General features: G+C 67.3%; 12 protein-coding genes. 9 read left to right on the top strand and 3 right to left on the bottom strand.

The annotated features are described in order from the left end of the window. Nucleotides 1-59: 59 nt before the first annotated feature. From F573_RS0110545 to dnaA, 3 genes are all read right to left on the bottom strand, one after another. Nucleotides 60-1,139, bottom strand: coding sequence for a DNA replication/repair protein RecF (locus F573_RS0110545; RefSeq protein WP_019022550.1), 1,080 nt, complete (start codon nucleotides 1,137-1,139; stop codon nucleotides 60-62). Nucleotides 1,140-1,152: 13 nt separating this feature from the next. Then, nucleotides 1,153-2,256: a DNA polymerase III subunit beta gene (gene dnaN, locus F573_RS0110540; RefSeq protein WP_018868888.1), complete on the bottom strand. Its 1,104-nt coding sequence runs from the start codon at nucleotides 2,254-2,256 to the stop codon at nucleotides 1,153-1,155. Between the two features lie 260 nt (nucleotides 2,257-2,516). Then, a complete protein-coding gene (dnaA, locus tag F573_RS0110535) occupies nucleotides 2,517-3,887 on the bottom strand; it encodes a chromosomal replication initiator protein DnaA (RefSeq protein WP_019022549.1) in 1,371 nt (456 codons plus the stop codon). A gap of 150 nt (nucleotides 3,888-4,037) precedes the next feature. Between dnaA and rpmH the strand changes: the two genes are divergently transcribed. The 9 genes from rpmH (at nucleotide 4,038) to F573_RS0110490 (ending at nucleotide 12,427) form a co-directional block, all read left to right on the top strand. After that, nucleotides 4,038-4,172 (top strand): 50S ribosomal protein L34, encoded by a 135-nt coding sequence (gene rpmH, locus F573_RS0110530; protein ID WP_018868890.1) that lies wholly within the window; start codon nucleotides 4,038-4,040, stop codon nucleotides 4,170-4,172. Nucleotides 4,173-4,190: 18 nt separating this feature from the next. Then, nucleotides 4,191-4,547, top strand: a complete 357-nt coding sequence (gene rnpA, locus F573_RS0110525) for a ribonuclease P protein component (RefSeq protein ID WP_019022548.1) — start codon at nucleotides 4,191-4,193, stop codon at nucleotides 4,545-4,547. Beyond that, nucleotides 4,544-4,801, top strand: a complete 258-nt coding sequence (gene yidD / locus F573_RS0110520) for a membrane protein insertion efficiency factor YidD (protein ID WP_018868892.1) — start codon at nucleotides 4,544-4,546, stop codon at nucleotides 4,799-4,801. Before rnpA ends, yidD begins: the two co-directional genes overlap by 4 nt. Before the next feature lie 8 nt (nucleotides 4,802-4,809). Further along, nucleotides 4,810-6,513 (top strand): membrane protein insertase YidC, encoded by a 1,704-nt coding sequence (gene yidC / locus F573_RS0110515; RefSeq protein WP_019022547.1) that lies wholly within the window; start codon nucleotides 4,810-4,812, stop codon nucleotides 6,511-6,513. A gap of 6 nt (nucleotides 6,514-6,519) precedes the next feature. Next, entirely contained in the window at nucleotides 6,520-7,836 is a 1,317-nt protein-coding gene (gene mnmE, locus F573_RS0110510) for a tRNA uridine-5-carboxymethylaminomethyl(34) synthesis GTPase MnmE (RefSeq protein ID WP_019022546.1), read from the top strand. Nucleotides 7,837-7,915: 79 nt separating this feature from the next. Continuing rightward, nucleotides 7,916-9,076 (top strand): GGDEF domain-containing protein, encoded by a 1,161-nt coding sequence (locus F573_RS0110505; protein WP_019022545.1) that lies wholly within the window; start codon nucleotides 7,916-7,918, stop codon nucleotides 9,074-9,076. A gap of 75 nt (nucleotides 9,077-9,151) precedes the next feature. Beyond that, nucleotides 9,152-11,026 carry a tRNA uridine-5-carboxymethylaminomethyl(34) synthesis enzyme MnmG gene (gene mnmG, locus F573_RS0110500; RefSeq protein WP_018868896.1) on the top strand — a complete coding sequence of 625 codons (1,875 nt, stop codon included), beginning with the start codon at nucleotides 9,152-9,154 and terminating at the stop codon, nucleotides 11,024-11,026. Next, on the top strand, nucleotides 11,016-11,675 hold the full coding sequence (gene rsmG / locus F573_RS0110495; RefSeq protein ID WP_019022544.1) for a 16S rRNA (guanine(527)-N(7))-methyltransferase RsmG: 660 nt from the start codon (nucleotides 11,016-11,018) through the stop codon (nucleotides 11,673-11,675). Before mnmG ends, rsmG begins: the two co-directional genes overlap by 11 nt. After that, nucleotides 11,672-12,427 carry a ParA family protein gene (locus F573_RS0110490; RefSeq protein WP_019022543.1) on the top strand — a complete coding sequence of 252 codons (756 nt, stop codon included), beginning with the start codon at nucleotides 11,672-11,674 and terminating at the stop codon, nucleotides 12,425-12,427. The genes rsmG and F573_RS0110490 overlap by 4 nt, the downstream gene beginning before the upstream one ends. Nucleotides 12,428-12,431: the final 4 nt, after the last annotated feature.

Below are 12,431 nucleotides of genomic sequence, written 5' to 3'. Positions count from 1 at the left end.
TCTGGCGGTCGGCGCGTCGGCGGCTGAAAAGGAGGAGGAGGAATGTTCCACGTGGAACATCAGTCGGGCGGAGCAGCCACCCGCCCGTGTTCCACGTGAAACATCCGGGGCTCCCGAACCCGGTCCCCGACCGCGCCGTGATCCACTGCGGTCAGCAGGACCTGCCAGCCCAGCATATCCAGCCCGCCGAGCAGCCCGGCCGTCACCCCTCGATCCAGTTCCGAAAGAACGTCGTCCAGCAACAGCAGCGGCGAGCGCCCCGTACGCGCCTCCAGCATCAGACCCTGGCCCACCACCAGTGCCGTCACCAGCCGTTTCTGTTCCCCGCGCGATCCCTCCGTCGCGTCCCTTCCGGCCAGTTTGAGCACCAGGTCGGCCCGCTGCGGCCCGACCTGTGCAAACCCCCGTTCCGCATCCGTGCTCCGACTGCGGTCGACCGCTTCCGCCAGCGAACGTCGCTGTTCCCATCCCGGCCGCAGCCGCAGATCCAGTCCTTCCAGGTCCCCCTCGAATCCCAGCTTCCCCGCGGCTTCCAGCGTCCGTGCCCGCCACTCCCCGACATAATCTTCGCGCGCCCGGGTCACGCGTTCACCCGCCGCCACCAGCGGCCCCTCGAATTCGCGCGCCGCGCGACCCTGTCCCTGACGCAACGCCGCGTTGCGTTGCTCGTGGGCCCGCCGCCAGCGCTGCCATGCCTCGCGATACCCGGCAATTCCGTGAAAACACCCCCAGTCCAGCAGGCGTCGCCGTTCTTCCGGTCCTTCGCGCACCAGGTCGAAGCTGCCCGCGTGCAGCACCCGCGAGGGCAGCCATTCCGCCACGCGCGCATGCCCCCGCAGCCACTCCCCGTCCAGACGCGAGCGTCGGCTTCCCTGCCATTCCACACCGAGCCGGTGGCGTGTCCCGCTCACCGGATCCCGCACCGTGCCTCCCACGCCGAGGTAGTGTTCCCCCTCGCGGACCACCCGGCGCAGTTGCTGCGTACGAAACGAACGACCGACCGACAACAGGTGACAGGCCTCCAGCACCGATGTCTTGCCGGCTCCGTTGGCCCCGGCGAACACGTTGAATCCGCCACTCAGCTGCAGCCGGCTTGCCTCCAGGTTGCGCACGCCCTGGATACGCAGTTCTTCCAGCACTCCGGGTACGCAGCTACAGACGCATCGGCATGACCACGTAGCGCGCGCCGCCGGGCGGTTCCGCCTGGATCAGGATCGAGGAGTTTCCGTCCCGAAGGCCGATCCGCACTGAATCCGTTTCAATCACGTTGAGCACGTCCTGCAGGTACCCGAGGTTAAAGCCGATCTCCATTTCCGGCCCGTCATAGGATGCTTCCACCGACTCCTGTGCTTCCTCGCGATCGGCGTTATGGGTCATCACCTGGCAGCCCGCCGGTCCCAGGACCATCCGCACGCCCCGGTACTTGTCACTCGCGACGATGGAGACCCGCGCCAGCGCCCTTTTGAGCACTTCCCGTTCAACCACCAGGGTCGCCGGGAGATCCGCAGGGATGACCCGTTCGTAGTCCGGGAAGCGCCCCTCGATCACCTTGGAACGCAACACCGCCGTTCCCAGCTCGAACACGATCTGGTCCTCGGCGAACCCGATACGCACCGCCTGATCGTCGTCGTTGAGGTTGCGCTTCAGCTCGGCCACCGCCTTGCGCGGCACGATCCGCTCGATGCGATTCTCCACGGGCTGGTCGAGTTCGATCTCCGCCAGGGCGAGGCGATGGCCATCGGTGGCGACCGCGCGCAGGGTGTGTCCGGTGGCCACGAGCAGCAGCCCCTGGAGGTAGTAACGCACATCCTGCTGCGCCATGGAGAACATGGTCGCCTCCAGCAACCGCCGCAGGCGGTTCTGTGGGACATCTACCGCGGCCAGGATTCCGCCGGCTTCCCAGTCGGGGAAATCCGCCCCGGGCAGGGTGGCGAGCGAAAACCGAGAACCGCCAAAACCGACACTCATGCGTTCGGCATCCAGGCTCGCCCGGATCTCGCTCTCGACGGGTGCGGCCTTCACCACATCCAGCAGCTTGCGCACCGAGACCGTGGTGTCGCATTCCGCCGGGATGTCCCCGGCTGCATGGGCACTCCAGGCCAGTTCCAGGTCCGTGGTTTCCAGCCGCATGCCCCCGGACTCGTCCGGCCGCACGCGGACATTCCCGAGGATCGGCATGGTCAGCCGCTTCTCGGCCGCACCCACGATCCGCTGCAGGGCCTCGGTCATCGCTTCCCGGTTGAATGAGAGTTCCATGGCGTGTCCTGTTGTAAGAGCTTTCTAAATGAATACTTGCAGTAATAACTGACGCATCAGCCTGTGGGAAAAAGACTATTTCCTTTTTCAAAACAAATACTTGATACTATTTCGCCGTCCCGTGAGCCCTTGGGGGCAACTGTGCGTGACCTGTGGACAGATTCCGTCTGCTCATTCGCCCACGGTTTATGCACCGTCACCCGGACAGGTTGTCCACCGTCTTGTCCACAGCCCGCAGAGCAGGTTCACCGACCCGGCTGTCAGCTGCTCAGTGTTCGCAGCAGATTGGAATAATCCTCGTCCAGGCTCGCGTCCGATTCGCGCAGTTCCGCGATCTTGCGGCAGGCGTGCATGACCGTGGTGTGATCGCGCCCGCCAAAGGCCTGACCGATCTCCGGCAGGCTGTGCTGGGTCAGTTCCTTGGCCAGAGCCATCGCGACCTGACGCGGTCGCGCGATGGAGCGGCTGCGCCGCGTCGACAGCAGATCCGCAACCTTTATGCGGTAGTAATCGGCCACCGTCTTCTGGATGTTTTCCAGCGTAATCAGCTTGTTCTGCACCGCCAGCAGGTCGCGCAACGCCTCCTTGGCGAAGTCCACCGTAATCGGCTTGCCGGTAAAGTGGGCGTTCGCCAGGACCCGGCGCAGCGAACCTTCCAGTTCGCGGATGTTCGAACGGATCCGCTTGCCCATGAAGAAGGCCACCTCGCTGGGCAGTTCGATCCCTGCCTGTTCCGCCTTGCGCTGCAGGATGGCGACACGGGTCTCCAGTTCCGGCGGTTCGATCGCGATGGTCAGTCCCCAGCCGAACCGCGACTTCAGGCGTTCCTCCAGCCCCTCGACTTCCTTGGGGTAACGGTCGGAGGTCAGGATGATCTGCTGCTGGCCTTCCAGGAGCGCGTTGAAGGTGTGGAAGAATTCTTCCTGCGAGCGTTCCTTGCCGGCAAAGAACTGGATGTCGTCGATCAGCAGCGCATCCGCACTGCGGTAGTGCTGCTTGAAATCGTCGATCGCGTTGTGCTGCAGCGCCTTGATCATGTCGGCCACGAAGCGCTCGGAATGCAGGTAGATGATCCGGCCTTCGGGCTGGCGTGCGAGGATACTGTTGCCGATCGCATGCATCAGATGGGTCTTGCCCAGGCCGACACCGCCGTAAATGAACAGGGGGTTGTAGCCGACCCCGGGATTTTCCGCGACCTGCAGACTGGCGGCCTTGGCCAGCTGGTTGGACTTGCCCTCGACGAAGGTCTCGAAGGTGAACGCCGGATTCAGGTTGCTGACCGGTCCGGATGCGCGAGGCGGCGCGCCGGCACCTTCGGCCGGCCGCGTCCCGCTGGCGCGCTCCCCGTCGCCTGCCGCTGCCGGCGCCGGTTCCTCGCCGCCGATCCCGAGACGGACGGCCGGCGTCTCACCCCCGGAACCGGCGGGGGCGATCTCCACCACCGCCTCTTCGATCGTCCCGAGGAGATGGTCCCGCACGTGCTCGAACACGAACTGGTTCGGGGCCAGAAGGCGCAGGGTGTCGCCACTTTCATCCGCATGCAGGGGGCGCAGCCAGGTATTGAGCTGCTGTTCGGAGACCTTGTCCTGCAGGCGGTCCAGGCAGGCCCTCCAAAGGCTGTCGGAAGCCACGCGATATTCTCCGATGAGGGATACGAAACAGGCGTGCAGTCTACGCCCGCCGCGCCCGGTCACGCCAGCCGCATCCCCCGGGGACGATTGACTTGTGGCGCTACACGGGGTAGGTTCACCGGCCTTTCATCCAGTCATTCCGGAATCATCATGAAGCGCACCTTCCAGCCCAGCCGTCTCGTCCGCGCGCGAACCCACGGATTCCGTGCCCGCATGGCCACCCGTGGCGGTCGCAAGGTCATCAATGCCCGTCGGGCCAAGGGCCGCAAGCGCCTGACGCCGTAACGCCCGGCCTCGGCCCGAGTGCCCGCGCAGTCCTCGCCGGCCGGCTTTCCGCGCGCCGCGCGCCTGCTGACCGGCGGTGACTACCGCTACGTCTTTCAGGACGCACGGCGGGTGCGCGGGCGCCACCTGACCCTGCTTTACCGCCCGCGGAGCGAGGACGGCCCCGCCCGGCTGGGCCTGGCGATCGGCAAGCGCCATGTCCGACGCGCGGTACGGCGCAACCGTATCAAGCGAATTGCCCGCGAGGCCTTTCGCCATCGCCGTACCGAACTTCCGCCGGTGGATGTCATCATCCTCGCGCGCGGCGGCGCGGGCGACGTGCAGGCCGAAGCCCTGCGGCGCGAGATCGACCATTTGCTGGACCGCATCCGATGAGCCGTCTGCTGCGCAAGATCGCCCTGTTGCCCGTGCGGGCCTACCAGTACGGCATTTCGCCGTTCATGGCGCCGCATTGCCGCCATTTCCCGACGTGTTCCGCCTACACGGTGGAAGCCGTGGAGACCCACGGCGTGCTGCGCGGATTCTGGCTGGGCCTGCGCCGCATCCTGCGCTGTCATCCCTGGTCACCGGGTGGCTATGATCCGGTCCCGCCGCGGGATCCCGACTCTCAATCTCCTTCCCGGAAGTAATCGCGCCCATGGATAACATCCGTCCCCTGCTGTGGTTGACCCTGGCCTTCATCCTGTTCCTGATGTGGATGGCCTGGAACGATGACTACGGCACCCGACCGGCCACCGAGACCGCGGCCGAACGCGAGCTGGAAGAAGATCCGGATGCGCGGCCGGAGGATGTTCCGGATACTCCGGAGGCGGCGGCCGAGCCCGAGGCCGACCCGGCCACCGATGCCCCGGAACCCATCGCGGCCCCGGAGCGGCGTCAGATCCAGGTGGTGACCGACAAGCATGACCTGCTGATCGATACCCGCGGTGGCACGATCCTGCGGGCCGATCTGCTGCAGTTCCCGCAGGATCTGCGCGACGACCCCCTGGTGCCGGTGCGCTTACTGGATCACCGCATTCGCGGTTATGTCGCGCAGAGCGGCCTGACCCACGACCGCGTCGAGGGTGTCGCCCCCGAAGGACGCGCGCCGTCGCATCACGCCGACTTCGAGGTCGATCAGGATCGTTTCGAGCTGGGCGAAGGCCAGGATCAGCTGCGCGTGCCGCTGCGCTGGACCTCGGAAGACGGCGAGATCGAAGTCGTGAAGACCTACGTCTTCAACCGCGGCACCCACCTGATCGAGGTGGAATACGAGGTTCACAATCACAGTGCCGATCCCTGGATCGGGCGCCAGTATCGCCAGCTGCGTCATGGCGAGACCCCCGACCGTGAATCCTGGTGGCTGTACACCTTCACCGGGGCGGCCTGGTACGACGGCAGCTACGAGCGCGAGCGTTTCGAGTCGCTGGCAGACGATCCGGTCGAGGATCGTATCGAGGGTGGCTGGGTCTCGATGATCGAGCACTATTTCGTGTCGGCGTGGATCCCGGGCGCCGAGGAACTCAACGCCCTGTACGCCCGCTCCGTGCCCGGCGAGGTGGGCGAGGAATACCTGATCGGCCTGCATTCGGCCGAGCCACTGCGCGTTGGTCCCGGTGAGACCGGGGATTTCCACACCCGGCTGTGGGTGGGGCCCAAGACCCAGGCCGAACTGGCCGAGATCGCGGACGGCCTGCAACTGACGGTCGATTACGGGGTGTTCACCTTCCTCTCCAGTCCGCTGTTCTGGCTGCTGGACAAGATCCACGCAGTGGTGGGCAACTGGGGCTGGTCGATCGTGATCCTGACGATCCTGATCAAGCTGGCGTTCTTCAAGCTCTCGGCGACCAGCTACCGCTCCATGGCGCGCATGCGCAAGGTCGCGCCCAAGCTGCAGGAGCTGAAGGAACGCTACAAGGACGACAAGCAGCGCATGAACCAGGCGCTGATGGACCTGTACAAGAAGGAGAAGATCAACCCGCTGGGTGGCTGTTTGCCGATACTCGTCCAGATCCCGGTATTCATCGCCCTGTACTGGGTGCTGCTGGAGAGTGTCGAACTGCGCCAGGCCCCGTGGTGGCTGTGGATCCAGGACCTGTCGTCGCGCGATCCGTTCTTCATCCTGCCGATCCTGATGGGCGTGTCCATGTTCGTGCAGTACAAGCTGAACCCGCCGCCGATGGATCCGGTGCAGCAGAAGGTCTTCATGGCGCTGCCGTTCGTGTTCACCGTGTTTTTCGCCTTCTTCCCGGCGGGCCTGGTGCTGTACTGGTTCACCAACAACCTGTTCTCCATCGCGCAGCAGTGGTACATCACGCGCAAGATCGAGACCGGCGCGGACCCCGACAAGCAGAAGGAGTGACCCTTCGTGGACGGTGACACCATCGTCGCGGTCGCGACCCCTCCGGGGTCCGGCGGCATCGGGGTGGTGCGCCTTTCCGGTCCCGAGTCCGCGGTAATGGCGCGGCGGATCGCCGGGCTTGATCCACGGCCCCGGCACGCCCATTACGTGCGGCTGCAGGACCCCGCCGGTGGCGCGCTGATCGACGACGGTCTGGTGCTGTTCTTCCCGGGCCCGCGTTCCTACACCGGCGAGGACGTGGTGGAGTTTCAGGGCCACGGGAGCCCCGTGTTGCTGGAACGGCTGGTCGCGGCCTGCGTGGCCCTGGGCGCGCGCCGTGCGCGCCCCGGCGAATACACCGAACGCGCGTTCCTCAATGGCCGCATGGACCTGGCCCAGGCGGAGGCCGTCGCCGATCTCATCCACGCCCAGACCGAGCGCGCGGCGCGGCGCGCACGTTCCAGTCTGGACGGCGCCCTGGCCGCCGAGCTGCAGCCGGTCTCGCGCCGCATCCGCGACCTGCGGGTCCACATGGAGGCGGAACTGGACTTTGGCGAGACCGATCTCGAGACGGATGTGGCCGGTACACTGGCGCCGGCGGCGGCCGAACTCGCCGCGCAGATCCGTGCGCTGATCGAACGCCTGCGGCCCGGCCGCTACCTGGACCGCGGTCTGCGACTGGCGCTGCTTGGGCCGCCCAACGCCGGCAAGTCCAGTCTGATGAACCGCCTTGCAGAGGATGAGGTCGCGATTGTCACCGATCGGCCCGGGACCACGCGCGACGTGCTGCGGGCACCGGTCGCGATCCACGGCATTCCGGTCGAGGTGGTGGATACCGCCGGCCTGCACGGGAGCGAGGATCCGGTGGAGCAGATCGGCATGGAACGGGCCCGCGAGGCCGGACGGACGGCCGATCTGGTCCTCGAGCTGCGTGACCTGACCGATCCCGACGCCGGGATACCGCAGGACCTGCCGGCCGATCTGCCCCGCCTGGTCGTGTGGAACAAGACCGATCTTGCCGATGATCGGGAGGGTTGTGTTTCCGCCGACGCACTCGCGATCTCCGCGCGCACCGGCGAGGGACTGGATGCGCTGCGCGACGCGATTGCCGCGCGCCTTGGCCTGGCCCCCGAGACGGATGGCGGCTTCAGCGTGCGTGCGCGTCACCTGGACGGCCTGGCGGCGGCGGCCGGCGCCCTGGAACGCATCGACCCGGCACTGCCCGGCGATCTCGCCGCGGAAGAACTGCGCAGCGCCGAACAGGCCCTGGACGCCCTGCTCGGGCGCCAGGACCACGAGGCCCTGCTGGGCGAGATCTTCGCCGGATTCTGTATCGGCAAATAATCCGAGTGCCGTCCTGCGACTTTTGCATTCGCCGTGATCCCGCCGCAGGCTTGCCGAATCCCGAGCGAAGGAATGCGGCATGGCGACCGAACCGGAAGTCCCGACCGAGGAATCCTCCCCTGCCTCCCTGCGTGAACGCCTGATCCGGATGAATCTTCCCGATCTGGTCCACGGCGGCGGTCACGCGCCCGACTTCCGCGAAACCCGGGCGGATTACATCCGCCGACGGATCCGGCCGCTCGCGCTGTTGCTGGCCATCGGTCTGCCCCTGTGGCTGCCGCTTGAATTCTTCCTGCTGGATACCCCGGATGCCCTGCTCACGATGATCCTGCGGCTCACCGGCGCCGTCGCCGGACTGGTGCTGTGGTGGAGTTGCCGCCAGGATACCGGCTACCGCGGGACGCTGTGGCGCCTCGCCCTGCTGCTGGCGATTCCGATGACGCTCTATGCCATGGCGCGGTTCATCATCAATTCCGACCTCGGGTCGGCGCTCGCCTCGGGTTACGCTTTCTTTCCCGCACTCACGGTCGCGGCCCTGGCCATCTTCCCGCTGACCCTGCGCGAAGGTGCGTTCGGTTCGGTCGCCATCCTCGCCGTCTACATGGCCATCGAGGCGGCCATGGGGAATCTGGGTCGCTGGGACACCCTGGGCAATCTCTGGCTGCTGGTGCTGGTCGCCGGGGTAGCCGTATGGGCCGCTCTCAGTCAGCTGCACATGCTGCTGCGGCTCTACCGTCAGGCCACTCGTGATCCGTTGACCGGCCTGTTCAACCGCGGGGCCCTTGCGCGCCGGGTCCGGCGTCAGCTGGAAGTCGGCGGCGGGGCGGATGCCGGCCTGTGTGTGCTGCTGTTCGATCTCGACTGGTTCAAGCGGATCAACGACACCCATGGCCATCGTGCCGGTGACCGGGTGCTGGAACATTTCGCTGCCCTGCTGCAGGACGAGTTGCGCGATGGTGGCACCCCCGGCCGCTGGGGCGGTGAGGAATTCCTCGCGGTCCTCCCGCATGGCGACCTCGAGCACGCGCGAGCGCTGGCGGAACGGATCCGCGAGCGTCTGGGGGCGGAACCGGTCGATCTGTTTCCGGCGGATTCGCTGAGCGTCACCGCCTCGGTAGGCGTGGCGTGTCGCCACGGCGGCGAATCGCTGGACGCGCTGGTGCAGCGTGCCGATGACGCACTGTACGCCGCCAAGACCGCCGGCCGCGACTGTGTGCGCAGCGCCCCCGTGCCGACCTGATCGATGCGCGCGCTCCTGCTACACTGATCGCTTGCAACGCAGTGGCCCGACCCCCGGGCCGGGAATTTCTGGAGCATGGCGGAATCCTTCGATGTCATCGTAGTGGGCGGCGGGCATGCCGGTACCGAGGCAGCCCTGGCGGCCGCGCGTACCGGTGCGCAAACCCTGCTGTTGACCCACAACCTCGAGACCGTCGGGCAGATGAGCTGCAACCCGGCGATCGGCGGCATTGGCAAGGGGCATCTGGTCCGGGAGATCGACGCGCTGGGCGGGGTCATGGCGCGGGCCGCGGATGCCGCGGGTATCCATTTCCGCGTGCTGAACCGGCGCAAGGGGCCGGCGGTGCGCGCGACCCGCGCGCAGTCGGATCGCCAGCTCTATCGCCTGGCCGTGCGCCGCGCCGTCGACCAGTGCCCCAACCTGCGGGTCTTTCAGCAGGGCGTCGCCGATGTCGTGCTCGAGGGTGACCGTGCCGCGGCGGTGATCACCGATGGCGGGATCCGTTTCGAGGCCCGCTCGGTGGTGCTGACCGTGGGCACCTTCCTCAACGGCCGGATGCATACCGGCGAGCAGAACCAGGCCGGTGGCCGCGCCGGCGACCCGCCGAGCGAACGCCTGGCGGCGCGCCTGCGCGAGATGGCGTTCGATGTCGGCCGGCTGAAGACCGGTACCCCGCCACGCATCGACGGCCGCAGCGTCGACTTTTCCGTGCTGGAACGTCAGCCCGGCGACGATCCGCGACCGGTCTTCTCGTTCATCGGTTCGCGCGACGAGCATCCGCCGCAGCGTGCCTGTCACATCGCCCGGACCACCGAGCATACCCACGCGATCATCCGCGACAACCTCGAGCGCTCGCCGATGTATTCCGGGGCCATCGACAGCACCGGCCCGCGCTACTGTCCGTCGATCGAGGACAAGGTCGTGCGCTTCGCGGACAAGGACAGTCACCAGATCTTTGTGGAACCCGAAGGCCTGGATACCCACGAGCTGTATCCCAACGGCATCTCCACCAGCCTCCCCTGGGAGGTACAGGTTGACCTGGTCCGCAGCATCCCCGGCTTCGCGCACGCACACATCACCCGTCCGGGGTATGCGATCGAATACGATTTCTTCGACCCGCGCGGCCTGACCCCGGCGCTGGCCACCCGCGACGTCGGCAACCTGTTCCTCGCGGGCCAGATCAACGGTACGACCGGCTACGAGGAAGCGGCCGCCCAGGGGCTGGTGGCCGGCCTCAACGCCGCCCGCCACGTCGCCGGGCACGACCCGTGGGTCCCGCAGCGTTCCGAGGCCTACATCGGGGTGCTGATCGACGATCTGGTCACCCGCGGTACCCGCGAGCCCTACCGGATGTTCACCTCGCGCGCCGAACACCGCCTGCTGCTGCGCGAGGACAACGCCGATCTGCGCCTCACGCCGGCGGGTCGCGAAATGGGTCTGGTCGACGACGAACGCTGGACCGTGTTCAGTCGCCGGGCCGAACAGGTCCAAGCGGAACGCGCGCGCCTGGGTGCGACCCGACTGTCGCGCGAACAGCGCCGCAACGAGGCCCTGGTCGCCTACCTCGGCCAGACACCCGATCCCGAAGCGACCCTGGAAGACCTCCTGCGCCGCCCGAACGTGGATTATCCCGGCCTGATGGCCTGCCTGCCCGAGCTGGCTGCGACCCTGCCCGCCGACGTCTGCGAGCAGGTCGAGATCCAGACGAAATATGCCGGCTACATCGAACGTCAGCAGACCGAGGTCCGCCGCCAGGCGCGCGCGGAAAACACGCCGCTGCCGGAAAACCTGGACTACGACCGCGTCCATGGGCTGTCCGCCGAACTGCGGCAGAAGCTCGCCGAGTTTCGTCCCCACACCCTGGCCCAGGCGGGGCGCATTCCCGGCGTGACCCCGGCCGCGCTGTCCGCCCTGGCCGTGCATCTGAAGCAGCGGGCCAGTGGCGAATGAGGACACCTGGCGTGCGGAGCTAGCGCGCCACGCCCCTGCCGCGGGCCTGACGGAACCCGCGATCGACGCGCTGGTGACCTGGCTGAGTCAGCTCGAACGCTGGAACCGGGTGCACAACCTGAGCGCGGTGCGCGACCCGCAGCAGATGGTGTCGCGGCATGTCTTCGACAGTCTCTGCCTGCGCCCGTGGCTGCAGGGGGAGCGTATCCTGGATGTGGGAACCGGCGCCGGACTGCCGGGGCTGATCCTGGCCCTGGCCGACGCGTACGCCCCCGACGGCGAGGCGGCCGCGAATCGGCGGTACTGTCTGCTGGACAGTGCCGCCAAGCGCGTTCGCTTCCTGCGTCACGTGATCGGCCTGCTGCGGACGGAAAACGTCGAGGCCCGGCATCTGCGGATCGAGCAGTTCGCGCCGCAGGCCCCGTTCGATACCCTGGTCTCGCGCGCCTTCAAGGCCCCCGCCGAGACCCTGCAGCGCGCCGGCCATCTGGTCGCCCCGCAGGGGCGGGTACTGGCGATGCTGGGCCCCGCCGACCGTGCCCGCGAAGCGTTGCCGGCACCGTGGTCGTATCAAGCGGTCGAGCCGGTTACCATTCCCGGCGAGCACGCCCCCCGTCACATCGCCATCATCGAGAGAACTGCGCCGTGACCGAGACCCTTGCGATCACCAACCAGAAGGGCGGCGTCGGCAAGACGACCACCTGCGTCAACCTGGCCGCATCGCTCGCCCGTCTGGGTCGTTCGGTGCTGGTGGTCGACATGGACCCGCAGGGCAACGCGACCACGGGATCCGGCGAAGACAAGCATGCCGACGTACGCACCACCTGCGACGTCCTGCTGGGTGATGCGCCCCTGGATGATGTCGTGCAACGCGTCGAGGCCGGCTTCGATCTGCTGCCGGCCAACGGTGACCTGACCGTGGCCGAGGTGCGCCTGATGGAGGAAGAGGGCCGCGAATATCGCCTGCAACAGGCCCTGGCGGATGCCCGTGGCCGCTGGGACTACGTGCTGGTCGACTGCCCCCCGTCGCTCAATCTGCTGACGGTCAACGGTCTGGTCGCCGCCGATGGCGTCGTCATCCCCATGCAGTGCGAGTACTACGCCCTCGAGGGCCTAACCGCGCTGATGCGCACCATCGAGAGCATCCAGCGCGGGCCCAATCCCCGCCTGCGCATCGCCGGACTGCTGCGCACCATGTTCGATGCCCGCAACCGTCTCGCCGGCGACGTCTCCGAGCAGCTGACCGGGTATTTCGGCGACCGGGTCTACAATACCGTGATCCCGCGCAACATCCGCCTGGCCGAAGCCCCCAGCTTCGGTCAGCCTGCTCTGTTGTATGATGCATCATCGCGCGGCGCGGTCGCCTATCTCGCCCTGGCAGGCGAACTGCTGCGCCGCTGATTGC

The organism is Thioalkalivibrio sp. ALE23 (genome assembly GCF_000378545.1).
Classification (GTDB): Bacteria; Pseudomonadota; Gammaproteobacteria; order Ectothiorhodospirales; family Ectothiorhodospiraceae; genus Thioalkalivibrio.
The sequence above is the reverse complement of the archived record's forward strand: the minus strand, read 5'-3'. Positions and strand labels throughout refer to the sequence as shown.

What these genes read in the sequence shown, in the direction of transcription:
- mnmG (WP_018868896.1), top strand. Translation starts at nt 9,152, where the DNA reads ATGGCGGAATCCTTCGATGTCATCGTAGTGGGCGGCGGGCATGCCGGT.
- dnaN (WP_018868888.1), bottom strand. Translation starts at nt 2,256, where the DNA reads ATGGAACTCTCATTCAACCGGGAAGCGATGACCGAGGCCCTGCAGCGG.
- rpmH (WP_018868890.1), top strand. Translation starts at nt 4,038, where the DNA reads ATGAAGCGCACCTTCCAGCCCAGCCGTCTCGTCCGCGCGCGAACCCAC.
- yidC (WP_019022547.1), top strand. Translation starts at nt 4,810, where the DNA reads ATGGATAACATCCGTCCCCTGCTGTGGTTGACCCTGGCCTTCATCCTG.
- F573_RS0110505 (WP_019022545.1), top strand. Translation starts at nt 7,916, where the DNA reads ATGGCGACCGAACCGGAAGTCCCGACCGAGGAATCCTCCCCTGCCTCC.
- yidD (WP_018868892.1), top strand. Translation starts at nt 4,544, where the DNA reads ATGAGCCGTCTGCTGCGCAAGATCGCCCTGTTGCCCGTGCGGGCCTAC.